The following is a 23,749-nucleotide window of genomic DNA, read 5'->3' on the forward strand; positions in this document are numbered from 1 at the left end:
CGTATCGCCAGCTGCCGTTGCCATTCTTGTGACCTATGTTCCACTGACAGTGTGTGTCAGTACTGCAATCTGCAGGGTGTCTATTCCTTGATTGCGTAATAGCGTCCTCGAATCAAGATCGTTTTGTTGTCAAGACGATAGAACGTGCGACGGTAAACCTTGCCATCCTCCGCATTGAGCACGATGCTGTAATCATCAATTTTGTATTCGCCAACATTGGCGGCACCGCACTTGTTGCCTTTCTTGCTGATGCTGCTTGAGCCTGACGTTGCCGTCGAGTTGACGATGGATGAATCTCCACTGGAGTCGCATGAACTGGCAGCAATGGTCGAGCTGATTCCCGGAACAGAGGCTCCCATCATGGACGAGCTGGACGTTTTGAACCGGCCGTCTTTTGAGAGCCAGTAGTGTGAGCTGCCTGTCGCCGTATAATCAGAATTTGTCCAGAAGTTGCTCCATTCGCCGGATAATCTGAGATTCTCTTGCGCAGGCTTCATCGAGACGGGCGTGGAGTCCCTCAAATTGAACCACTTGCCAGTGGACGATATGCCACGCACCTGAATACGTTTTCCTTCTCGTCGCCATTGCCTCCAGTGTTTAGGATAGTTTTTCTTGTCAGCGGTGACATCCAGATAGTCGACGGGAGTGGCAGGATTGAATCGTGCGGTATTGTCCTTGTACAGAACCAGAATATCGTATTTATTGAGTTGTCCCAGAAAGAGAACATCCACTACATTCCTGAGGTCAGGGCTTTTCTTCGTGGTTTGTAAGGGCGCGGCGCTGGAATCCGTTTTTACGGGTTTTTTCTGCGGCTCGTTTTTCTGCGGCTCGTTTTTCTGTGGCTCGTTTTTCTGTGGCTCGTTTTTCGCCTGATTCTGTTGCCTGGTCGGGGGCTTGCTCTGCTTGTTGCCATTGGCTGCAACCGGATATGAACCCTTGGCAATGACAACCTTGTTACCATGGCCCATCAAGGCCGGTTTGAATCTATTGCCGCCGTAATGGCTGACACGATTCTTGTCTCCGGCCAGCACGATCTTGCTAACGCGATTGATTGTTGCGACGTTTTTGTCGCCACCGATCCAAAGCGATACGGCTGAGCCGTCTGTGGTGCCGCTTTGTGTCACGGTATTGTTGTTTCCAGCGATCTTTATTTCGCGTGCGCTGTCAAAGGTGACGGTAATGTCGTTGCCGGGGAGCCAGATTTCATCGCAATTTCCGTGTATGCGGATAGTGGAATTATCATTGACAGTGTTGAGCCTGTCATCGCAACCATATTCGAGCGTTGTTTGAGCAAACAGAGGCGTTTGCACAGTCGTCGTGCAGGCAATGAAGATCATTGCTGCTGACAGAGTCTTGTTTTTCATGTCGTGATTTTCCTTGCTGGAGGGGTGGAGTGCATGCATGTACTCCACTGCTGTTCAATTTCACCCAGACGCCGAGATAATGGACCGGTACGTCGTTGAATTATTGCAGAGAAAGCTGACTGGGCGCTTAATATCTTGTTTTCCAATTGGCAATACACGTCGTTGAAAGAGCTCTCAATGACTAAATGACATGCACATGGTGGCGCCTCGCAGGGCAGAGCGAGAGGTCACTGTTTGGGTGACACTTGGGAAGTGTCGCTAGGATTAATATTGAATTATTCTTGTAGTGTTTAGTCGTATCGTAGAAACCCACGTCCTCCGGACGTGGTCAGAGGGCTGAGGCTTTGCCGATAGTCCGACTCAATGGTAAACCTCTCGTGAGCTATCCCCATAGCCTCATTCGAGGAATACCAATGAGTCGTTTTAAGAAGCTATCACACACGATATGGCACTGCCAATATCATGTGGTTTGGACACCCAAGTATCGGTACCGGGTTCTTGCCGGTTCGGTGAAACAAGAAGTATCCAGTTGTATTAGGGCTTTTTCGGAGCAGAAGAAGTGCGAAGTGGTGGAGTTGAACGTGCAGATCGACCACGTTCACTTGATCGTGTCGATACCGCCGAAGCTGTCGGTATCGGATTATGTCGGAATGGTGAAGGGGAGGACGGCAATACGAGTTCTCCAGCGTTTCAAAGAGTTACGGACAAAGCCGTATTGGGGCAATCACTTCTGGACAAAGGGGTACTGCGTTGACACGGTGGGTTTGGATCTGGAAAAGATCCAGGCTTATGTTCGGTATCAAGATAAGAAGGATCAACAAATAGAGCAGCGCCAGCTCGGGCTGTAGTTATGTAAATGCTGGGGGGTTGGCTTCCTGGTCGTCTCTGACGGCCAGGCATACCGGGCCCCTATGGGGCCGACTCAAGCCCCTGCGCTCCGCGTAGGGATCTTTTAGTATTGCAAGTCTGGTATTTACAGCCGTTCAGTATCTGATCAGTATTTCTGTACATGATGTCATTGTCGGCAGTGCGAAAGGTGGGGGCGGTATTTATATCTGCAGTTAAGTGCACAGGGTTACATCTACAGCACTTACAATTCACTCACTTTCACGAAACAACGCTCCATGTCGTTCAAGTGTTGCATCGACATTCCGATATGGCTCTTGAATCTGAATCTGAATGCTGACCAGTAAAAGGATAGACAAACCATGAAAGTAATCAGTACGACACTCATCGCAGCTTTGATCTTGGTAGGTTGCTCGTCTTCGGACTCTGACAATGACAACGATCCTGTAGATACGGGTGATACCGTAATCGATGATGGCGGCATGGACAGCAGGTAGAGGGTATCCTGCTGGCATCAACAACTACTCTTGATGACGGCAGGGTCGAGATTGATTATACGTGTAATGGGGAAGGGGCTTTGACCAGCATCGGTCGTGGTCGAAGCATCGTTGACTTTCACAGGTGACTACTTTGATTGGGACAATCCCGTGAGTGAGAATGATAACGATTACCCAGTGAGTGATCTTGGCTCACCAGTGGCCATTTCTGCGACAGAAGATTCCGCCTCGGATGTAGAGATGCTGGAAAATACTCCGAAGGATAATGAGGCGCAATGGCAGAACGGTGAACTGACCATTACGGCTGAGGACGGCAGTATCGTCAGCTTGCGTCCATCCAGTGAAGACAAGATGCTGGTAGAGATCGAGTTGAATGATTCGGGAGATATTCAGATGCGTAACTGGTCGGAAGGCTTCAGTGTTGATTGTCCCAGCCTTGTTGACGGTTGCGGTGACAACGCCCTGAAGTTCTGACTACCAGATCGCTGTTCTGTATCGTTCCCGAGCCAAACACTGACCGCTCAACAGGGCCGTGTTGTTGGAACGTATATAGAACAGGCCATCCGGTTCGGAGCTGCCTGGTGTGTGTCAGTATCGTTATCTACAGGATGAAGGCGCTTACTCTGCCAGGCACTGCAATAGTTGGTTTTCCCAGTCATCGTCAATCGTGCTGTCGATGATCTCGATATGGCTTTCTGCACAATCCTGGAGGGCTATCTCGGTCAGCGAACCGGACGCCATGTTGTAGCCATACATGCCTTTATCTGTCAGGAAAAATGCTTTCATTCGCATAGCTTCAATCCCACTGAGGAAACTGAAAAGACGATCGTGATGAAAGATCTTGTCAGCCTTGAAACGCCAGCCGACGCTACAATAACCCTCGCCTTTATTCTCTGCCTTGAGGTAACCGTTGGCAGGCAATGGCTTATCGGCTTCCAATACAGGTGGAATATGGGCTTCGTGGTGGTGGTGGTGACTTTCTGTTTGGCCGCTGGCAAAAACCGAGAGATCGGCCTTGCGATCAAGAATCGAAGGGTCCAGTTGACCGTTGGAGGCGAACATGACGCTCGCTGAGGGACGTCCATTCCGCTGCACGTAGGTTTGCAGTCTTTCAGCATCGTCTGGCAGGTACAACTCACTCTTGTTGCCAATAACAATATTCGCGATGGCAATTTGCTGATTGAAGGTTTCGTTGTCTGTGTACCGCTGATCCAGCAGATGACGAGCATCCACCAGTGTCAGAACCTGCTGCACACTCAGCACCTCTCGATACATGTCTGAAAGAACCTGCAAGACCTCTTGCGGGTGACCGAGCCCGGTGGGTTCGATCAGTAAGCGATCGGGTCTGGAGCGGGTCAGCAAGGAATTGAGCCCAACCTGCATAGGCAAGCCGGCTGTACAGCACATACAACCCCCGGGTACTTCTCGAACGTAGACCCCATTGTCTTCGCTGTATTGCCCCCGCAGCAGGCCGCCATCGACACCGATTTCGCCAAATTCGTTGATTAATACTGCCCAGCGCTGCTGGGCAGGTTTGGTTTTCAGCAGGTGTAGAATGGCAGTCGTTTTGCCAACACCCAGAAAGCCGGTAATGATGTTCGTAGGGACGCTACGTATTGCATTTGTACTCTTGCCCATCACTCATTTATCATCAAACAATGGGCCTCACCTTAACATCGTTCAAACGCAGCCAGCGAGTGCTGTGGCGAGCTTTCGTAACAGTTGCGGATATAGATCAGGCCCGGTTTCAATGTATGTACCCAGCGGATCAATTTCGCTCGATCGCGCCTCGGTGCCTTCGAGAACGGTTTCAACCAGGCTAGGGTTGAACTGAGGTTCGGTCAGCACACAAGTGACATTGGCTTCTGCAACGCGATCCTGAATCTGCTGGATGCGTGCAACGCCGGGACTGGTCGCATCGCCCAGGGATATGGCGCCTGAGGCGGGGAAGTCAAATGCATCCTCAAAGTAATGGTAGGCATCGTGAAAGACGATAAAGTGGCGACCACGAACCGGTGCGAGTGAAGCTTCCACATCCTTTTTCGCAGCTGTAATCGCAGCCTTGCCTGACATTGCATTGGCTGAGTAAACGGCTGCGTTTTCCGGGTCTGCTTTTGATAGTTCGTCTGCAATGGAGTCCAGCCAGATCATCGCATTTGATGGGTCTAGCCATGCGTGGGGGTCAGTGTTGCTGTGTTGTGATTCAGTGTCTTCGGTGTGTTCTTCACCTTCACCTTCGTCCTTTTCATGCTCGTCCTCTTCGTGTTCGTCTGCCTCGAACAGCGCACTGTCTCGTTTGATCAGTGTTGTGCTGCCGAGCACCTTCACCAATTCCACTTGCACCGCATCTCGAGCCAGTGTGTCAATCGTATCAGCGAGCCATGGCGTCAATCCGGAGCTGACCCAGAACACGATATCCGCATTTTCCAGAGATCTTGCCTCTGAAGGTCGCATTGAATAACCATGGGGTGATGCACCTGGCGATACAACGAGCTCTGGTTTGCCGAGTGTCCCCATCACTTGCGCAACCAGAGAGTGTACAGGTGCAATATCGACGGCAACAGCGGGCACATCGGCGTGGCCGATAGTGGCGGTGATCAGTGATGCTAGCGCCACGGGCAGGACAGTTTTGTTCATTGGGTATTCCGGTATAGATCAGTTTTAATGAGTATTATCGAGGCGTGTCGGCGTCTTCGTCTGCGTCGCCAAACCATCGTGGCAGCGATTCGTCGAAGCGTTTCCAGGCTTCCATGCCCAATGCCATTTCAATATCGTTGAGCAAGCAGCGATCGAGAGTCTTTTGCGTATGTGCCGGTTCGAGGTCCTGGCCGATAAAAACGATCTCCTGACGCCGGTCTCCATACTCACCGTCGAACTCGGCTTCGATCTGGGTGCGCTGTTCAGGATCGTCCGGCCAATGCTCGCAAGGTACATCGGCCCACCAGGTACCAACTGGGCCGTGCCGCACTATGCCACCTGCCTGCGACCATTCACCGGCAGCATGAGGGCTTGAGGCCAACCACCCTGGCGAGCTAATCGCGCGTTCAAAGTCGAAGCGTCCTGTGGCAATGATGTTGTCCAGCGGTACGTCGCCGAAGCGCACGTGCACGATGTTGGCGTGGCGGTTGAGCTGGCGCAGTGCATGATCGAGCCGCTTGCGTTCCACGCTTGTGATCAAGTCAATCTTGTTGAGTATGATCACGTCTGCAAACTCTACCACGGGGCTTAATCAGGCCATAGCGGGTCAAGCGTCACCAGGGTGCGGCGTTCCTCGCTAGCCTGAATATTTCATCGGCCTCAAGTAATGCAACTACGTCACCTTGTTGAGCATAAATCAGTGCCGATAGCACCAAAAGTGACTATTTTTTTGAGTTTCGGGTACAGGCCCCCTTTCCCCCATCTCGGCTGGCCAGAGATTTCATAGCCAATGGCTACGCTGCTTCTAGACGTTGCAACGCAATCAGAAAATTCTCTTTTTCTAACGCCGCGCTACTCAGCTTTATCACAATCCGTCGCGTGTTTCTGATCACCACGGCACCGATATGGACCAGGCGCTGGCGCAACGTCCATACCTGGGCCCTGGCCAGTGAGGTTCCTGCCAATCCTTTCTCTCGCACCGTCTGCCATAACACATACCCCAGTGAGGAGAACATCACGCGCAGCTGGTTGCTCCACCAAGCTGTGCAACTTGTACGGTCAGCAAATAGACCCATCTGCAGCTCTTTGTGCCGATTTTCCATGGTCCCACGTTCGCAATAGACCTCGCTATAGAGCTGTTCAGCTTCGCCAACCAGATCCGTGACGATAAAGCGTTGATTGGGTCCTATCTCGTTGTATTCCATTTTGGCAATGACTCGGCGGGGGCGAACCCAGCTACCCGCCTGGTAGTCAATATCCTTGAATACCTTGAGTGCAGGAATATCCACATCCTTGTGCTCGAACCACAGCCAGCAACTGCTCAGTGTCTCCCGGCTGACCTGACACTCGCTCATCAGCACCTTGTTGGTTGTATAACCCACAATATAGCGAACATCATGACGCTCACACCAGCTCAGCAATAGCGGCCGGTAAAAGCCCCCATCGCCACGAAAAACGATGTTCACCTGCGGCCAATGGGCTCGAATGCCTTTAACCAGCAGCGACAGCACCGCTGCCGAATGAGTGGCGTCAGGGCGATTGATGGGGCGTAGGTAACTGACCAACAGCTTCTCTCCACAGTACACGTAGAGCGGCAGAAAGCCATAGCCATCGTAGTGTGTGTTGTATGCCCGACCTTGCTGTTCACCGTGAACACGATCATCAGTGCCATCAAAGTCGAGAATCAAAGACTTGGGAGGCTCATCAAACGAGGCGATGAATCGCTCCAGAATCAATCGATGCATCTCAAACACCGTTTTTCTCGCTTGTACCGTTGAATGCTGAGCGATAGCAGCTTCCATTCGGCAGAGTGTGGGAGCGCTACCCATGGGCTCAAGCACTCCGACCGCACTTTGCAAAGCGGCGTCATGACGCAACTGTTGATGGTCATTCAAATCGGCAAAGCCTGCCGCTATAGCGAAAATACGTTGACGCACAAGCGCATCCCACTGGTGTGTCACGCCACTCTGATCGCGAGGGTCGTGCATAAGCCTGGAAGCCGCCTTGCACAGTCCGAGGCGATCATCGGCTGCCCGCAGCAGTTCAACCCCTCCAATGCCACTGACATCTCCACCGCTGAAATCCAGTTGGATGCTACGTTTTTTCAGCTTGCGTTTGAGGGTACAATTTGACACTGGCGGGGCGCTCCTGTTTTTGATTGTAAAGCTTTGATCGGCCTACAATTTTACAGGTGCTCCGCCAACTCTTGGTGAAATATTCAGGCTAGAGGCGATCGCTGGTGAACGGTGTATGGCACCCAAACCGTCGTTGTCCTGCCAGAGCGCACCTTTGAGCAGTACGAGCTCACCGATGGAGGCGCGCTGACAAGGGCTCTGCATAGTCTCTGAACTGGACAGTTCGTGCCGATCGACTCCCTGGTCCTCAAGCCACTCTGTGCCTGGGCCCTCGTAGGTGCAGAGCAACCGCAATGGGACTCGGTCGATGTGCCAACGCGGACACATCGTATGTTCGATGCGCGTACACCGAAAACCGACACTCGGGCAATTCACCAGTTCGCAGAGGATCTCGGACAGCAAGGTTATATCGTTTATCAATGCCTCGCGACCGGCGCCTAGTGGAAAATCGGACAGCTTGACCCGACTAGACTGGCTCAGTGTTTCCATCGCCCGTAACTTTTCAAGACCCGCTATGCCATCAAGATAGGTCGATATCTGCGGGTCGATAGTACGCTGCCAGCTGCATACCTGGACGCTCGGTTCAAAGATTCTGGCCAGCTCAGCGATCTCTGAGACACGATGCCAGCTCTTCAGTTCGTGATCCACAACTGACTTCAAAGCGTGCATGACAGACTTCCGTCAATGCCCTGTACGCCGGGACCGGCATAAACAGGACCCCGGCCAGATGAATTGATTACATCAGTGAGCTTTGAGAGGCAGACGGGTGAGAGAACGCGTACACAAAGGATCGACATGGGTATCTTGATTCGCCTAAAGTAATGTTATAACGTAACTGTTGGCGAACGTATCATGACAAACTGAGTTGCGCAACACACTGGATCTTTTGTCAGGATAATCACTGTGTAAGTGCCCGCTGGAACTTCACAGGCGGGGGCGTGGCTTGAAGCAGCTGTTTGCGCTATTTCTTTCTCACTTGGTATTCATCAAACAATCAATCCTTGACAGAGGATTGGTTGCAGCAGTCATTGATGATCATCTTCTTTATGACGCGTTCGTATTGCATACAGCGCACGATCACATTGTCGACAATTACTTCCCGTATTCGCAGGCAAGCTGCACGCATTTCCTGGCCAACACATCGGTAGGGTCGATGGGTATCGCGCCCAGAATTTCACGTGTACCGGAGACGATCAACGGAAGTTCAGTGCAACCAAGAATAACGGCCTCCGCACCGTTTTCAACCAGATAATCGAAAGCCTGTCGTATTTGTTGCTTGCACAAACCGTCGATGAATCCTGCCTTCACGCCCTCGCGGCCGTAGATGGAGTCCATGACTAATGCCTGATGTGCATCGTCCGGAATCAGGTAGTCAAGCCTCGCCTCGTCCAGTGCCTGCTGATAGAGGCCACTCTGGATGGTTCCGTTGGTTGCCAGGATGCCCACCCTGTTGATGCGTGGTGACATCTGTCTGATCGCATCGGTGGTTGCGGACAGAATGCTGATAATGGGCACATCCAGATGCCGCTGGATACGATCAACGTATGCATGTGCCGTATTGCAGGGGATGGCAAGAATATCAGCTCCACCACGCTCAAGTTTTTTACAGGTCGAATAGAGTGCAACGGTAGGGTCGGTGCCACCACCGACCAGATTTTCAGTGCGGTCGGGAATCTGAGGGTTCTGTTCAACCAGTATCTTGATATGATCCTGGTCGCGAGCAGCGTTCGTTCCTTTCACCAGTTTGGACATGAAGTCCACGGTAGCGGCTGGACCGATGCCACCAACAATACCCACCTTGAACTTGCGCTTACTACCAACTTCGGTCAATGCGAGCGCATGCCTTGCATAGAGCGTCGCGGTGTTGATCGCCGTCATCGAATCGGGAAAGCTAAGCTGCTCGAAAAGCAAAGGCAGTTCGGTCAACCCCGGCACGAATACCGTGGCACCCTGTTCCTGCAGATCGGATAGCGCCGCGTTGATGGGCCCCAGAATCTCCGGCCCGCGATTGCCTGATTTGAAACCGTTCTCTCCATAGATGGAATGCATGACTGCGGTTTCCATCATTTCCGATGGGAAAACCACACATTTGTCTTCACCGAATAAAGACTGGAACAGTCCATTCTTGCGTACATAGGGCGTTGTGATAACGCCGATCCTGGCGTGTTGAGAACCAGGTTTTTCGACGGCCTCCTTGATCGCTTCGGTCATGCTGATCAGCTTGAGATTCAGCTCATCTTCCAGCTCCGACAGAAAGCAGTGCGTAATGAAGCATGGCAGTAGTGCGGCGCTACAGCCGTCTCTTTCCATGCGCGATAAGGCGTCGAACACATAGAGCTTGCGATGGGTTGGACTGTAGTTCGGGTTCATCGGCGACAGGGGTTCGCGCATCGGCTTCTGTTCAAAGACCAGCTCGCGGTGATCGCCCTCTGATTTGATGGGAGTTTCCTGCACGATCCGATTAAGCAGATCGGCGCCGGCAAGCGCACCCAAACCACCGACGATGCCAAGCCTGAGCGAATGTTGTTTTTTCACGGGATTACTTCAGCCTCGATCATTTTTGCCTGATCAAGGTAGTGTACTGCTTCAGCGCACTAATCTGAATTATTCAGTACCGAGGCACAATACGGAAATCTATGCCTGCCAGCACTCCAATATCCACATTAATATCCACATTGTTTGAAATATTTCCTTTTAGTCTCTCTACCTGCATGGCTTAGTAAGGCTCTGCCTTGCCAATTTCGTCGTGATCATTATTGCCTGGAGAATGAATTGAAGAAACGGATCGTTGGAGCTTGCATGACCGGCTTGGCTTCCTGCATGCTCACTGCGGGTTTTGCTCATGCACACCATGGTGTCAACGGGCAGTTCGATACTTCGCAGACAATCGAAGTCAGTGGCGTGGTCACCAAGGTCAGATTTGTTAATCCCCACTCTTACGTCTATTTCGATGTGACTGGAGATGATGGCAGTGTTGATGAGTGGCGTTGTGAGCTGACTTCGGGCAGTCTGCTAAAGCGTAAAGGCTGGACGGTCGACATGTTTGCCGATGGTGTCGAGATCACTATTCATGGGGCGCCCGCTCGCAAAGAGTCTACAGCTTGTTTTACCCAGACAATCACGTTTGCTGGTGGTCATACAATAGGCCGGCAGGATAGTTTGGATGAGTCGGGCAGAGCGATCCGGAAATCCAGTGAGCAAGAGGTGCCTGAAGCCGATATTGCGAGTCTTGATAGCCAGAGTCCACAATTAACTGGAAACTGGGTGTCCGAACGCCAGGAGCGTCGACCGAGGGGTAAGAACGGTGCGCCACCGTCTTTTTCGGACGGTCCTGACGGCAGACCAGAGCGGGTCGACTCTGTCGAAGCCAGATCTGCAGTCGGCGAAAAGGCTGTGCCTCCTCGACCGCCTGCTGGCAATGGTGGCGGAGCAACGCAGCTTGAGCTGACTGTGTTGGGCAGGGCCGCAGTCGAAGGCTTTGTACGCGAAGACAATCCGCGTTTCCACTGTCAGGCAACGAACATCCTGGTGGACTGGTGGTTCGATCAATTGGTCAACAGGATTGAACAGACCGGAGATGACATCAAGCTGACGTATGGTTTTATGGATATTGCTCGAACCATCCATCTGGATCTGGATGAGCATCCTGAGGGCATTGTACCCAGTATTGCGGGGCACTCTATTGGCAAGTGGAAAGACGGCGTGTTGATTGTGGATACGGTCGGCTTTGCAGAGGGTTATCTTCATGTGCCGCCAAACGAAGATGGTGTCGCCAGAAACAGTACTGAACTGCATATAGTGGAGCGATTCACGCTGAGCGAAGACGGCACTACACTGACACGCGATTATGTTGCCGATGACTCACTCTATCTGGTCGGAACCTTCTCCGGACAGGATGCCGTCAAGCGAACTGACGTTGCCTATGAAGCCTACAATTGTGAAGACCTGACCGGCGATACCTATTGATAGGCGGTGGGTTTGAATACGGATTTGTGTGCGGTCAGGCAGTCGAGAATTTCTACGTCTAAACAACGCTAGCGGCGCAATAATATTCTGCCCGCTCAGCGACGCCAGGCCAATGCTTGAACGGTGTGTCCTCATCTGTCTGCTGTCGGAAGTCGTAGAAGGGGTTGTCTACACGTGTAGAGTAGGCATCGTGATTTAACTGGTCTGACTCATTTGATTCACCAGGTTCTCCTTGCCACTTTGGTGGTTTTGCAGTCTCACTGATATCACGAATGTCCAGTCCATCTTTGTTAACGACGCGAAACCGGAAGCGGGTTGGATCTAGTTGGCGTACAAGCTCGAATGATTCACGGCTGTTACGTAACGCCTTTTCGATCTCGTTGACAGTCTGTTCTGTGGCTTGCTGCCGAATGAACTGTTCCTCGTGCGCTGTTTCCAGATGACTTACGTGTTCAATACGATATCCCCCTTCATGTACAGCCGTATGATGCTTGCTGCATAAGCAGATGCCGTTGTCTACGCATGTAGAGCCGCCGTCGGCCCAGTGCTGGATATGGTGGATTTGTAAATGCCGTGTTTGTGTGCACCCAGGGTACTGGCAATGTTGATCCCGGTTCTTGATGGCGCGGGCCATGGCTGGTGGCCAGAGGCGTGATTTGCGGCCGATATCCAGAGGTTCGCCGTGTTGGTGTGTGATTGTAGAAATGCTGCAATCGCAAGCCAGTCGACGAGCGGTTTCGATGGCAATCGGGCCTGCTCCGTTTACGTTAGGGCGTTTTGTCGGTATTGGGCTTGAACTTGGCTGCTGGTCTTGTTCAGCGGGCTTGCTGGCTGGTAACTCTGTTGCATCCACCGATACAATGACTTGATAACGATCAGCGGTGGCCATTTCCCTGCCAGCGTTCTGCAGGCTATTCTCTGCCATGAGGATTGCTGCATCGGCGCGACGTTGTGTCATGGAAGCGTCAGACTCTTCGAGTTGTGCCAAGGATTGCTCGACACTGTTGAGAAATGCCTGGGCAACCTCGGGTGGCAGTGACAGCTTGATGAGAGTGTTGCCATTGCTTGCCGAGCTCCATCTGAATGATCGTGCTTCGATCTGTTGCAAGCTTCTGGCATTCTCGCCATCGGCCATATTTTGCTCGGCATCCTGCTGCCAACGGTATTCGTTGACCAGGCGTTCTACATCAGAGACTGATGCGTCCAAGGCTGTGTGACACAGCAGTGCTTCGTTGTCTGTATCTGCTACGCGTGAGAGTAGGCGTACGATTGACCAGGTGAGTTTGCCAGCTCTGAACAATGCCTGAGTGATCGGGAGGCTGCGTAGTTTACGGCCGACCCTCAGATATTCCCACCCCAGCTGAAGGCTGATGCTCAACTCAAGGTTCATCCAGGCTACGCAGTGACGGGAGCCGGAAGTTTTCCAGCCCTCCAGGTCGTCAAATCGGACCAGTAATTCGAGTTGATCAGCCATGTCCGAGGATATGTCTTCTCCGATCTGTTTCAATCGACGGGCTATGGCAGGTGCTTCGGCGGGCATCGCCATGTCGGGCAGCGCAATGCCGGGACGCTCGGGGTTGGTACGCTCAGAGTCGGGAGGAATGGCGGAGCCGTCTGTGAGTGACATGAAAAGACGGAGGTTGCGGCCGAAGGATTCACGCGCGTCGGCATCGAAGGAGTCTGAGCCGAATGAGGTGTGGTTTACGTGGGGTTTGGCTTTTCCATTGCTGTGTTCATAATTTGTATTATCGTTGTATTTTCTATCTGTTTTTCTGGTTGAATCTTCCATGAATTCATGCCCTCTTTGAAGATATAAATATACTTGTTTGGTGGTGTGTCGTCAAATATTTATACTGTATAAATATATAGCTTAAAGTGGCGTTGTTTGAAGTGGTGTGTAGGTCTTTGTCAGTAGCTTCGGTGATTGAATTGACGAACTCCAGTTTCTATGTTGCATACAAGTGATTTTTCACACTTCATACTTTCGTTTAGGTGGTTTGCAGTTGTCTGGTTTGTAGGGTAGGTTTCTGTTAGTTTCTGGGTCTATGGTGCAGTGACCAAAATGCTGTATGAATCGCTCGTGTCGATTACAGGCAGAATTGCCTCGGCAGAGCCAGACCGATTGAGCGTCAGTTCTTCAGTACGAAGTGTCAAACTAACTTAACTAAACCTTCTGAAAGGAATCGCATTATGGCTGAAACTATTTTTGTCGAAATTCCCGAGGTTACAGGCGATGCCGATGACGATAAGCACAAAGGTTGGATCGTTGTCCACAGCATGAGTTTTTCAGTGGAAAGAATGATTGACATGAACGATCTAAGTTCAAATCAACGGAGTCATGCCAATACGCGATTCAACCAGATCGAGCTCGTCTCAAGCCTGGGCACTGCATCGAACAATTTGATGTCGGCAGTTGTGAGCGGTAAGAGCTATCGAGAGATAAAACTGCATGTTTGTCGCCCTTCTAAACATTCAGGGAATGTTCTTGAGGCGTACTCCAACTGGACGTTAAAGGACGCGATTATTGATAGATACGAGCTCCAGGTGGACAACGGTGGTACTCCAGAAGAAGCTTGGGCGATTGCCTATTCCAAGATTGAGCACGAGTACAAAAGTATCGACAAAAAAAATGGTAACTTGGAAAAAGTAAACACATTTAAATGGAATCTATCAACAGGTAAAGCTGAATAAGCCAGCTCGCTTAGTCATTGTCATTCGCGTTATTTGCTTCTTCTCTGGAATAGACCTCCACCTGGCCTTTGACAATGAATTGAAAATTTCTATTCAAGGCTTTGCGGTAAGTAGCCTTAAAACCAGACGAACGATACCCGCCATCAAAACTGGTAGGTGGCAGGCCAGATGCGATGGAGTCAGATTGAGAGACTCCAAAATAGCTGTCTATTTGTTCTTCATCGCCAAAGGTGGAAAATACCTCGATCTCTGCGCCGGAGCCATAAGAGGGTAGAAATAATTGAAGCTGCTGTCGAAAGAGTGGCAAGCAATATATACTTCAACATGCTTTTGAGAGAATAATTCACGGTCAAGTGATTGTTGATGGCTGGATGACAATAACCGACTTTCCGCATGTCATACCTGCTTCCATTTCGCGCATCGCAGTTTGAGCCTCATTAAGGTTAAAACACTTGCCAACTGTTGGTGTCACTGCGCCAGATTCAATGAACTCTCTTAGTCTTGTAATATTCTTGAGGCTGACGCTGCTGACGAACATCGTCAGGCGTTGTTTGTAGAAAATAGACATCAGGCTGGTGCCTATTTGACGGCCTATGCCACCGGTAATTCGATTGCCCCCTTCGCCACCAACGAAAACCAAGGTTCCAGTAAGGGTTAGTAATTTACGTAAACTGGAGACCTTGTTGCGACCACCTATGTCGATGATAAGATCATATTGATGCGTCGGATCTTCAAGATAGTCCGTACTATAATCAACAATATGATCGGCGCCGAGCGAGAGAACCAAATTGGATTTGGATGCACTCGCAACACCGGTAACTTCAGCCCCCATTGCTTTTGCAAGCTGCACCGCGAATGTTCCAACCCCACCTGAAGCGCCAACAATCAGGACACGTTCTCCCGCTTTGAGTTGTCCAATATCGCTAAGGGCTTCAAGTGCGGTAACGCCCGATACAGTCGCTGCAGCGGCAGCCTCGAAACTTAAATCTGCCGGTTTGATAGCCAGTGTATCTTCACTAGCCGTGGCGTATTCGGCAAAGGAGCCGTTGGCAATGCCGAACACCTCATCACCGACAGCAAGTCGGCTCACGCTTTTACCAATTGCCGCGACTCGTCCCGCAACATCAAGCCCGGGAGTTGCTTGTTTTGGTTTGGAAAAGCCGAAGCCGAGAATTCTGATCAAATAGGGGGTGCCGGTCATCAGGTGCCAGGTACCTCTATCAAGCCCAGCACTATGCACCTCGATCAAGACCTCCTTATCCCCGAAGGTTGGACGATCAATAGTGGTGTGTTCGAGCACCTCGGAAGATCCGTATCGATGCTGAACAATCGCTTGCATGGTGAGGTGATCATGCGTTTTAGATTGTCTGGTTGATTGATTGGGGGCTGCTGCAGTTTTTTGCATGACTTTGCTCCGGATGTTTTATTGCAAACCGTACTTAGTACGGTATTTAATCATAAACATCCGTACAATGTACGTTTATTCAGATAGCGGAGAGTTTTTCAAGTCGATGCAAAACGAGGCACAGATGAAATCATGAGCGCCAAAGTGACCGGAAAAAAAGCTTCTAAACGTGAGCCATTAACACGCAGCCGCATTGTAGAGGCGGCGATCAAGCTTGCCGATATCAGCGGCGTTGATGCAGTAACTATCCGAAAGTTAGCGGACTCGCTCAACGCAAAACCGATGTCTATCTACCATCATCTGTCGAACAAAGAGATGATCGTCGATTGCATGGTTGACACAGTGTTTAGTGAAATCACACTCCCAAGAGCTGATGCCCATTGGAAAGAGGCAATTTATGAACGCTCTGCCTCAGCCCGAGCGGTATTAGCGGGGCATCCGTGGGCCGTTCCGCTTATGGAGTCAAGAAGAAGTCCGGGGCCAGCCACGTTGAAACAACATGATGCGGTGATCGGATGTCTACGCAACGGAGGCTTGTCGATAGCAATGACCGCACACGCTTATGCGTTGATAGATGCATTCGTCTATGGATTCGCAATACAGGAGGCGAGCCTTCCGGCAACGTCAGGGCCAGAGATGGCAGAGCTTGCAGAGTCAGTCATGGAAGCTGCGCCAATGGAGGATTATCCGAACCTCATGGAATTCGCTAGCGAACACGTGATGCAGCCTGGATATGACTTCGGGCGTGAATTCGAATTCGGTCTTGATCTGATCCTCGACAGTCTGGAGTCGATGGCAAAAGCGGATGCTTGAGCCGATCGACTCTCTGAAGTCTAGTTGAGGCATGCCCGGGCTGATTTCAGCAGCGGGACAAGAGTCTTACTCAGCAGCCCCAATATCAATCAGGTGTCTCGCCATGCCGCGTACGTTCAGTTCTATCCATTGCTCGTAGGAGGCCCAATCCTTGTATTCATCCATGGTGATGCTGCTTGCCAGTTCGTCGACGGACTTTCCGGATTTCAGACCTGACAAGACCTGTTCACGAAGTTCTTCCAGATAGATTCGTCCATCCGTGACATCTGCCTTGTCACCCAGGGGGCCATGTCCACCTGCCAGAATCTCGAAGTCCAGGGCTTCGACGATGCGCACCTGATTGGTCCAGTCGTCGACATTGGCGTTCGCGAAGTCGCGAAAAGGTAGGCGTTTGGCCGCGACGGCATCGACAACGAAGCTGACATTCTCCGGTCGAACGACCATGGCCATCAGATCGTCACCATGGCCCGGTCCGAGAGGTGTCAATTCGATTGTCTTTCCACCTGTCTCGATGATGGTGGCATCCTCCACGCGCAGGGTAGGGGTGATGCCGTCTATTCGGTCGGGAGCGTTTTTGTGAGCGATAACATCAGCTACCTCGCCAAAGGCTGCGCCACCGGATGCATGATCAGCGTGGCTATGACTATAGATGAGGTGGGTAATGGGTTTTTCTGTGAGTTTGCCAATTTCCGATCGAAGCCATAAGGCAGCCTCTGCATTAATCGGATCTGTTACTACAACTCCGTCATCGGTGATGACGAAAATGGAATTGTGAAACTGGTTCTGAAAACGGTATACGTCCCCTGCAATGTTGCTTATGGCTCGATCCTGGGCGAAGGAGGCGCCTGAGGGCAAGACGAGGGTGAGGAGAATGGCAGAAAGCAGGCGAGGCATGGTGGGTCAGTCCTTCTATTGGTGATTGTTGTGAGCAGAGATCCTACTGCGAGCGTTTCGTGGTGATTCGCGGCGAGACGCGCGATGATTTCGTAGGATTTCTGCAAGGCTGTCGATTGTGACAAATTGGAATAGGATTGGTTCCTTTGTGGGTGTCTGGCTTGTCAATGCAGGACCCGTAAGCCAGCCGGGAATTTACATGAGTCCGATCAATTGAAAAATGATGGGTCAACCATGGTGGTTGAGCAGCCCAACTCGGTTAGGATAGGGCCCTGGAATCAGCCAAGGAATGCATTTCATGCGAAAAATTACAAAAGTTGCTCTTGCCACCGCGTTAGCGGTCTCCGCCAGTTCTGCCCATGCGTTCGATGGTGAACGACGCGGCTTCATGATTGGTGTCGCGGGTGGCGTTCATACGACTGATATTGATGCCAAGGTCGATGGTGCGCCAGGCGGATCAGGTTCTGAGTCCGGCCTTCAGTTTCGCTTGTCGATCGGTGCTGGCATCAGTGATCACGTCACGATCTACGGTATGTACGATCTGGAACAAGACGGCGATGCGGTCTATGGTTTGCTGGGGCCGGGTGCAACATTCTATTTCAGTGGTTCGGGCCCAAGTGCCTATCTGTTCGGTGGCGTTGGAGTGGGAGTAATCACCATCGACAACAATGATCGGAACGATTCGAACTTCAGAGATGATTACGATTCTGCGACTGGCTCGGGTCTGGTGTTCGGTGGTGGCTATAGCATCACGCAGAACTTTTACGTCGACGGAAGTTTGATGTACCTGGACATTACAGACGATGAAAACTTCATTACGGATATCGACTACGAGATAACCAGTCTGCGAGTCTCATTGGGCTACAACTGGTTCTGATGACTTGGCCGCCTTGGCAAGGCGGCCGGTATTACAACACCTGTCCAGGCCACTCACCCGTGGACACCAGGTTATGGATTTCGGCAATCAGGAAATCGGAATAGACGTCCGTCAGGCGCTTGAGAGGACGGTTGAGCGAGCTCAACAGGTCAAGCCGGCGCGTGATGGGCTCATCGACGATAGGCCTTGCCAGTAATTTGCCATCGCGTACATGCTGAAAGGCGCTCACCATTGGAAGAATGGTGGACCCCATACCTCTTTCGACGCAGGACAAGGTCGTAGGCAGGATATCAAGTTCAAGAACCACATTCATCGCAACTCCCTCGGCTTCGGCTACGGTGTCTATCAGCATTCGAAGAAAATGTTCCTGGTTTGGCAGGATCAATGGTTGCTTTAAAGCATCAGCTCGTTTGATCGGGGATGAGTCGTGTGTTGGCTCGTCACTTTTTTGAATGAAGAACAGCTCTTCCTCGATAATCGGCCTGACTTTCACAGAGTGTGGTTGTCGCCCCCCATAGGCAATGCCAAGATCAATCTTGCCGCGACTCAGCCAGTCTTGTACATGTCCACTGTAGCCGGAGGTGATACGTAGATTCACAGCCGGGAATATCTGCAGGGTGCGGTCGATCAGATGCGCGGCCATCACATCAGCTACCGATGGTGGTAGGCCCAGAGTGAGTGATCCACTCAGATCCCGTTTGGTCCCTGAGAAGTCATCGATCAGATCATCAAATTGTTCCAGAATCGCCGTTGCTTTCGTTGCCAGCCTGATCCCCTCATCAGTGGGTACAACACCGCGCCCGTGCCGCGTTAGTAAACTGACCCCTAGCTTTTCCTCCAGCATCGTGACCTGTCGGCTGAGCGCAGGTTGCGCAACGCCCAGCTGTTTGCCCGCTGCGGTGATGCTATTCAATTCGACAATGGTGACAAAATTGCGAAGCTGTTTCAGGTTCATCCCATGCCCGTTTGGTATTGCTGGTATATCCATATAGCATTTGTCATGTGATTAGCAAGTCGATAACCTCGCGTTAGCTTGGGGAGGCGACATTTTGTCAATGTTTACAACGCCTTCTTCCTCATAACCGGTTCCGCAGTGAGTTTTTCAGCGGGCATCTGCGTGATCAATGCAGAAAAGGAGAGTTTGATGACACACAAATATTTGGGTGCGATTCTGGGTTCGGCGATGGCTATCGCGGCGCTGCCCTCGGTTGCTCAAGAATTGCCGAAAACAATGATCTGGTCATCCTATGATGTCGGCTCAGCAGGCTATGCCGAGGCCTCGGCGATTGCCGATGCTTTTGGCAAACAATTTGGAACACGAATTCGAATTCAGCCCTCGGGCAGTAGCATCGGACGTTTGCAGCCACTCTTGAAGGGCCGCGCAGACTATGCGTTTCTGGCAACTGAAGCCTTTTTCCTGAGCGATGGCGTGCATGATTTTGCTATTCCGGATTGGGGGCCAGGAGAATTGCGCGCAATAGCCGGACGACCTGCCGGTTTTGATTTGATCGCAGCAGGCGATGCCGGCATCGAAAATGTCGAAGATGCGCGTGGCAAGCGCATTGCCTTTGTCGCTGGCAACCCCTCAATCAACGTGAAATGCGAGGCTGTTCTGGCCTTTGGTGGTCTGACACTGGACGATGTGGAAGTTATCACTTTCCCAACCTACGCTTCCGCCATGTCGTCAATGACTCGCAATGAGTCTGACGCGACGTGCACCTCACCGACTACCAGTCAGCTTTACGAGCTCGCTGAGTCGCCCAGAGGTATTCACTACCCCAGGCTAGATCCTGATAACAAGGCAGGCTGGGAATCCATGCAAAAAATGCTGCCGATCATGGGGCCCTCAGAAGAGGATGTTGCCGCCGGTTTGAAGGAGGGCGATACCATCCAGATGGCAGCCTATCGTTATCCCATCATTGCCACGACCAAGGACAAGTCGGCTGACGAGGTCTACGCGTTCATCAAGGCGCTAGATGAAAGCTATGATCTCTACAAGAACGGCACGGCAACCATGGAACGCTGGGCGCTGGAAAAGTCAGGCCACTCGCCAGTTGATGTACCTTTTCACGAAGGCGCAATTCGCTATCTCAAGGAGAAAGGGATCTGGACAGAAGAAGATGCAGCCTGGAACAAGAAGCGGGCTGAGCGCCTGGATGCGTTGGTTGCAGCCTGGGCCGAGTTCAAGCCGCTGCATGTGGACTTGAGTGAAGATGACTATGTCAAAGCATGGATGGAAAAGCAGCGTGAAGTGGTGGCTTCCCTGATCTTGCAATGAGTCTGCAATGTCACCTGAAAATACACTCCCGATTGCTGAAGTAGTGGCTCCACCACAGCTTGAAGTCGAGCCCGTGCCATCGCTTCGCTGGAGGCGGATTGCCATCATGGTGCTAGGTACCATCGGTGTGCTGATGGCGCTCAATCAACAGTTCCTGCTGAATCTTGCAGGGTTCCAGCCGCTTGGTAATTCCTATCTCTATTATCTGATTGGAATTTTTCTGGCAATCTCCTTTTTGCATCTACCGGTCTCGAAAGCCCATCCGAACCGACTGGTCTGGTTAAATGCACTATTGGCGATTGCGGCTTTATCCAGTTGTTTGTGGTTGGGACTACACGGCCTGGATATTCTGCAGCGAGGCTGGGAATACGACGCACCGCCGATGGCCGATGCAATGGCCTTGATCATGATTGTGCTGGTGCTCGAAGGCATACGCCGCGCTGGCGGTGGAGTCTTACTGTGTACTGCACTGCTGTTCGGTACCTTTCCGCTCTATGCGGGACACATGCCAGGCTTCTTGTGGGGATCGCAGTTCACTCCACTGGAAACCGTGCGGGCGCATGTGCTGGGTGTGGAGAGCATCATTGGTATTCCGATGCAAGTGGTGGCTGAGCTGGTCATCGGCTTTGTGATATTCGGTTCTGTCCTGGTGGCAACCAAGGGCAGCGAGTTCTTCATGAATCTTGCCAATGCACTGCTGGGTCACAGACGCGGTGGTCCTGCAAAAGTGGCGGTTCTTGGCAGCGGCATTCTGGGTTCTCTTTCGGGCAGTGTGATCTCGAACATTCTGACCTCAGGGCCTTTTTCGATCCCGACGATGCGCCGTGTCGGCTATCCCGCACACTACGCCGCTGCTGTCGAAAGTTGTGCCTCAACCGGTGCCACGTTGATGCCGCCGGTCATGGGGACTGTGGCTTTTGTCATGGCCTCTTTCCTGGGTGTGCAATATACCGAGATTGTATTTGCCGCCATTATCCCGGCCATATTGTTCTACGTTGCGCTGTTGTTCCAGGTTGATATGTATGCGGCCAGGCGCGGGCTGGACGGTTTGCCTAGATCGGAGACGCCGGACATCTGGCCGGTCATCAGAAGTGGCTGGCCTTATTTGTTGAGCCTGGCGGTGCTCGTTTTTGTATTGATGGTTCTGCGTATGGAATCGCGCTCGCCTTATTATGCTTCTGCCGTGATGATCCTTGCGACCTCCTTCAACAAGGAGACGCGGCTGACGCTGGCACGTGCCAAGGGGCTGTTGATGGATACCTCGGTGAACGTGGCTAATCTTGTCGCGGTGCTCGCGGGCATCGGTCTGGTTGTCGGTGGATTGTCTTATACCGGGGTGGCAGGCGCTTTCTCGCGCGAACTGCTGCTATATGCGGATGGCAACGTGGCGCTGATGCTGCTTGCAGGGGCTGTGACCAGTTTCGTTCTGGGCATGGGAATGACAGTGACAGCTTGCTATATTTTTCTGTCGATCCTGCTGGCACCGGCCTTGATCGAGGCTGGCCTGAATCCTATCGCAAGTCACCTGTTCATCTTGTACTGGGGAATGCTGTCATACATCACGCCGCCAGTGGCGCTGGCTGCAATTACCGCTGCCAATATTGCCGATGCACCGCCGATGCGCACGGCGGTTTATTCCATGCGGCTCGGCATAACGCTGTTCATCCTGCCATTCATGTTTGTCTACAACCCGGCGCTGATCATGCAAGGCTCTGCCGGAGACATTCTGCTCTCTGTTGCTCTTGCAGTGATCGCTATCTGGGCGCTGACCGCGGCATTCGAACAGTGGATCTACAAGGTGGGAAAAATCGGCTTGCTCAGCCGACTTGTGATCGGCGCCAGCGGTCTTCTGATTCTGGTTCCTGAATTGAAAACCAGTTTGATCGGTTTTGTCCTGTTGGCTGGAGTCATCGGTATCAACTATTTTTTGAACGCAAACAAGCCTCACAACCGATATAAAGGGTCAACCCAATGATTGACAAGCGGGTCAAGGACCTGAACGAAGCCGTCTCGCAAATAGGGGATGGTGCTGCGGTAATGATCGGAGGTTTTGGCTCTTCGGGCATCCCCTATGGTTTGATTGACGCACTGGTCGAGCAAGGCGCGCGTGAGCTGACGATCATCTCCAATAACGCGGGGGCGGGTGAAACCGGTATCGCTCGGTTATTGAAAGAAGGTCAGGTTGCCAAAGTGGTGTGTTCATACCCGCGCTCGCCCGGATCGGTCTGGTTTGAGCGTCGCTATGAGCAAGGAGAGATTGAACTGGAGGTGGTACCTCAGGGCACATTGGCTGAGCGTATCCGTGCTGCAGGGGCAGGTCTGGGTGGATTCCTGACAAAGACCAGCTACGGCACTCTGCTGGCAGAAGGCAAGGAGACCCGCCTGATCGATGGGGTCGGCTATGTTCTTGAAAAACCCTTGCCGGCTGATTTCTCACTGCTTCGGGCCGAGGCCGGAGACCGTTGGGGCAACCTGCGCTACCATGGCACAGCACGAAATTTCAATCCGGTCATGGCAATGGCAGGCAAGGTTACGATTGCCGAAGTTCGGCACTTGTCTGGCGAGCCGCTTGATCCCGAGAGCGTGGTGACGCCCGGCATCTTCGTACAGAATGTTGTTGAATATGGGGTGCGACCGTGAATAGTCTGACTGATCAGCAGCTGGCGGCCAGGGTTGCACAGGACATTCCCGATGGCTCCTACGTCAATCTTGGCATCGGCAAGCCCACCCATGTGTCATCTCACCTGCCCGAAGGGCGCGAGGTGATCTATCAGTCTGAGAACGGCATTCTGGGGGTTGGGCCGACACCTGCACCCGGCGAGGAGGATGTCGAGTTGATTGACGCCAGTAAGCGTTTGATCACTACCGCTCCGGGCGGATCGTTTTTTGAGCAATCAGACTCGTTCGCCATGATGCGAGGCGGGCATATCGATATTGCTGTTCTAGGAGGCTATCAGGTTGCGCAGAATGGTGATCTGGCTAATTGGGCGACACTGGATGAGAAATTTCCTCCCGCTGTGGGTGGCGCTATGGATCTGGTTGTCGGAGTGCCGACGATATTTGTCATGATGCGACACACCAACAAGGACGGATCACCTAAACTTGTCAACAAGTGCACTTATCCGCTAACCGGTTTGGGTGTTGTCACTCGTGTTTACACCGATTTAGTGGTTCTTGACATTACACCCGATGGATTTGCATTGGTCGAACTGCTTGCCGGTAACTCACTCGAAGACGTTCAATCTCTCACAGAAGCCAGGATTCACACCTGAAAACGTATATCAGCGCCCTATGCCTCACACTGTGTCTGGCAGGGGTCCTGGCAAGCAAGCTGTTTGGCATAACC

Annotated in this window: 23 protein-coding genes; 11 read left to right on the forward strand and 12 right to left on the reverse strand. The window is 52.0% G+C overall.

The genetic code is table 11. The annotated features are described in order from the left end of the window. Positions 1 to 80 precede the first annotated feature (80 nt). Positions 81 to 1,364 carry a DUF3060 domain-containing protein gene (locus IMCC3135_RS15575; RefSeq protein ID WP_157736013.1) on the reverse strand — a complete coding sequence of 428 codons (1,284 nt, stop codon included), beginning with the start codon at positions 1,362 to 1,364 and terminating at the stop codon, positions 81 to 83. A 413-nt stretch (positions 1,365 to 1,777) separates the two neighbouring features. On the opposite strand from IMCC3135_RS15575, the gene tnpA reads away from it, so the two are divergent. The 3 genes from tnpA to IMCC3135_RS15590 all read left to right on the forward strand — a co-directional run bounded on the left by tnpA (position 1,778) and on the right by IMCC3135_RS15590 (position 3,181). Next, complete coding sequence (tnpA, locus tag IMCC3135_RS15580) at positions 1,778 to 2,212, forward strand: IS200/IS605 family transposase (protein WP_088915928.1); 435 nt, start codon at positions 1,778 to 1,780, stop codon at positions 2,210 to 2,212. Between the two features lie 360 nt (positions 2,213 to 2,572). After that, positions 2,573 to 2,707 carry a hypothetical protein gene (locus IMCC3135_RS35235; RefSeq protein ID WP_257790411.1) on the forward strand — a complete coding sequence of 45 codons (135 nt, stop codon included), beginning with the start codon at positions 2,573 to 2,575 and terminating at the stop codon, positions 2,705 to 2,707. 150 nt (positions 2,708 to 2,857) lie between these two features. Further along, on the forward strand, positions 2,858 to 3,181 hold the full coding sequence (locus IMCC3135_RS15590) for a hypothetical protein (protein ID WP_157736014.1): 324 nt from the start codon (positions 2,858 to 2,860) through the stop codon (positions 3,179 to 3,181). Positions 3,182 to 3,325: 144 nt separating this feature from the next. Here IMCC3135_RS15590 and IMCC3135_RS15595 read toward each other — a convergent pair whose 3' ends face one another. The 6 genes from IMCC3135_RS15595 to cuyB form a co-directional block, all read right to left on the reverse strand. Continuing rightward, complete coding sequence (locus tag IMCC3135_RS15595) at positions 3,326 to 4,345, reverse strand: CobW family GTP-binding protein (protein WP_088918470.1); 1,020 nt, start codon at positions 4,343 to 4,345, stop codon at positions 3,326 to 3,328. Positions 4,346 to 4,387: 42 nt separating this feature from the next. Then, the gene (locus tag IMCC3135_RS15600; protein ID WP_088918471.1) at positions 4,388 to 5,344 is read right to left on the reverse strand and encodes a zinc ABC transporter substrate-binding protein; all 957 of its coding nucleotides are present in this window, start codon (positions 5,342 to 5,344) and stop codon (positions 4,388 to 4,390) included. Between the two features lie 34 nt (positions 5,345 to 5,378). Further along, on the reverse strand, positions 5,379 to 5,927 hold the full coding sequence (locus IMCC3135_RS15605) for a GTP-binding protein (RefSeq protein WP_088918472.1): 549 nt from the start codon (positions 5,925 to 5,927) through the stop codon (positions 5,379 to 5,381). A gap of 211 nt (positions 5,928 to 6,138) precedes the next feature. After that, positions 6,139 to 7,479 (reverse strand): IS1380 family transposase, encoded by a 1,341-nt coding sequence (locus IMCC3135_RS15610; RefSeq protein WP_088917058.1) that lies wholly within the window; start codon positions 7,477 to 7,479, stop codon positions 6,139 to 6,141. A gap of 42 nt (positions 7,480 to 7,521) precedes the next feature. Beyond that, positions 7,522 to 8,148 carry a DUF1826 domain-containing protein gene (locus tag IMCC3135_RS15615; RefSeq protein ID WP_088918473.1) on the reverse strand — a complete coding sequence of 209 codons (627 nt, stop codon included), beginning with the start codon at positions 8,146 to 8,148 and terminating at the stop codon, positions 7,522 to 7,524. Between the two features lie 423 nt (positions 8,149 to 8,571). After that, complete coding sequence (gene cuyB, locus IMCC3135_RS15620) at positions 8,572 to 10,014, reverse strand: cysteate racemase (protein WP_088918474.1); 1,443 nt, start codon at positions 10,012 to 10,014, stop codon at positions 8,572 to 8,574. A gap of 264 nt (positions 10,015 to 10,278) precedes the next feature. Here cuyB and IMCC3135_RS15625 point away from each other — a divergent pair, with 264 nt between their 5' ends. Beyond that, on the forward strand, positions 10,279 to 11,445 hold the full coding sequence (locus tag IMCC3135_RS15625; RefSeq protein ID WP_088918475.1) for a DUF6152 family protein: 1,167 nt from the start codon (positions 10,279 to 10,281) through the stop codon (positions 11,443 to 11,445). 58 nt (positions 11,446 to 11,503) lie between these two features. Here the strand turns inward: IMCC3135_RS15625 and IMCC3135_RS15630 are convergent, their stop codons facing one another. Beyond that, on the reverse strand, positions 11,504 to 13,234 hold the full coding sequence (locus tag IMCC3135_RS15630) for an HNH endonuclease signature motif containing protein (protein ID WP_088918476.1): 1,731 nt from the start codon (positions 13,232 to 13,234) through the stop codon (positions 11,504 to 11,506). A 401-nt stretch (positions 13,235 to 13,635) separates the two neighbouring features. Here IMCC3135_RS15630 and IMCC3135_RS15635 point away from each other — a divergent pair, with 401 nt between their 5' ends. Continuing rightward, positions 13,636 to 14,136: an Hcp family type VI secretion system effector gene (locus tag IMCC3135_RS15635; protein WP_088918477.1), complete on the forward strand. Its 501-nt coding sequence runs from the start codon at positions 13,636 to 13,638 to the stop codon at positions 14,134 to 14,136. 10 nt (positions 14,137 to 14,146) lie between these two features. Here the strand turns inward: IMCC3135_RS15635 and IMCC3135_RS15640 are convergent, their stop codons facing one another. Further along, entirely contained in the window at positions 14,147 to 14,443 is a 297-nt protein-coding gene (locus tag IMCC3135_RS15640; protein WP_157736015.1) for a MipA/OmpV family protein, read from the reverse strand. Positions 14,444 to 14,485: 42 nt separating this feature from the next. After that, positions 14,486 to 15,541, reverse strand: coding sequence for an NAD(P)-dependent alcohol dehydrogenase (locus IMCC3135_RS15645; RefSeq protein ID WP_205738066.1), 1,056 nt, complete (start codon positions 15,539 to 15,541; stop codon positions 14,486 to 14,488). Between the two features lie 132 nt (positions 15,542 to 15,673). Here IMCC3135_RS15645 and IMCC3135_RS15650 point away from each other — a divergent pair, with 132 nt between their 5' ends. Continuing rightward, positions 15,674 to 16,354, forward strand: coding sequence for a TetR/AcrR family transcriptional regulator C-terminal domain-containing protein (locus IMCC3135_RS15650; RefSeq protein WP_088918479.1), 681 nt, complete (start codon positions 15,674 to 15,676; stop codon positions 16,352 to 16,354). A 66-nt stretch (positions 16,355 to 16,420) separates the two neighbouring features. On the opposite strand, the gene IMCC3135_RS15655 is transcribed toward IMCC3135_RS15650, so the two are convergent. Then, the gene (locus IMCC3135_RS15655) at positions 16,421 to 17,248 is read right to left on the reverse strand and encodes an MBL fold metallo-hydrolase (protein WP_088918480.1); all 828 of its coding nucleotides are present in this window, start codon (positions 17,246 to 17,248) and stop codon (positions 16,421 to 16,423) included. A gap of 298 nt (positions 17,249 to 17,546) precedes the next feature. Between IMCC3135_RS15655 and IMCC3135_RS15660 the strand changes: the two genes are divergently transcribed. Further along, positions 17,547 to 18,125: an outer membrane beta-barrel protein gene (locus IMCC3135_RS15660; RefSeq protein ID WP_157736016.1), complete on the forward strand. Its 579-nt coding sequence runs from the start codon at positions 17,547 to 17,549 to the stop codon at positions 18,123 to 18,125. Positions 18,126 to 18,156: 31 nt separating this feature from the next. Here IMCC3135_RS15660 and IMCC3135_RS15665 read toward each other — a convergent pair whose 3' ends face one another. After that, on the reverse strand, positions 18,157 to 19,080 hold the full coding sequence (locus IMCC3135_RS15665) for a LysR family transcriptional regulator (protein ID WP_169727468.1): 924 nt from the start codon (positions 19,078 to 19,080) through the stop codon (positions 18,157 to 18,159). A 189-nt stretch (positions 19,081 to 19,269) separates the two neighbouring features. Here IMCC3135_RS15665 and IMCC3135_RS15670 point away from each other — a divergent pair, with 189 nt between their 5' ends. Genes IMCC3135_RS15670 through IMCC3135_RS15685 form a run of 4 tightly spaced genes read left to right on the forward strand, consistent with a single transcriptional unit; the run spans position 19,270 to position 23,675 of the window. Continuing rightward, positions 19,270 to 20,403: a TAXI family TRAP transporter solute-binding subunit gene (locus IMCC3135_RS15670; protein ID WP_088921875.1), complete on the forward strand. Its 1,134-nt coding sequence runs from the start codon at positions 19,270 to 19,272 to the stop codon at positions 20,401 to 20,403. A gap of 7 nt (positions 20,404 to 20,410) precedes the next feature. Then, on the forward strand, positions 20,411 to 22,378 hold the full coding sequence (locus IMCC3135_RS15675) for a TRAP transporter permease (protein WP_205738067.1): 1,968 nt from the start codon (positions 20,411 to 20,413) through the stop codon (positions 22,376 to 22,378). Then, the gene (locus tag IMCC3135_RS15680) at positions 22,375 to 23,043 is read left to right on the forward strand and encodes a 3-oxoacid CoA-transferase subunit A (RefSeq protein WP_088918483.1); all 669 of its coding nucleotides are present in this window, start codon (positions 22,375 to 22,377) and stop codon (positions 23,041 to 23,043) included. Before IMCC3135_RS15675 ends, IMCC3135_RS15680 begins: the two co-directional genes overlap by 4 nt. After that, positions 23,040 to 23,675, forward strand: a complete 636-nt coding sequence (locus IMCC3135_RS15685) for a 3-oxoacid CoA-transferase subunit B (RefSeq protein WP_088918484.1) — start codon at positions 23,040 to 23,042, stop codon at positions 23,673 to 23,675. Before IMCC3135_RS15680 ends, IMCC3135_RS15685 begins: the two co-directional genes overlap by 4 nt. The last annotated feature ends 74 nt before the right edge of the window (positions 23,676 to 23,749 follow it).

This window comes from Granulosicoccus antarcticus IMCC3135 (assembly GCF_002215215.1).
GTDB classification, from domain to species: domain Bacteria; phylum Pseudomonadota; class Gammaproteobacteria; order Granulosicoccales; family Granulosicoccaceae; genus Granulosicoccus; species Granulosicoccus antarcticus.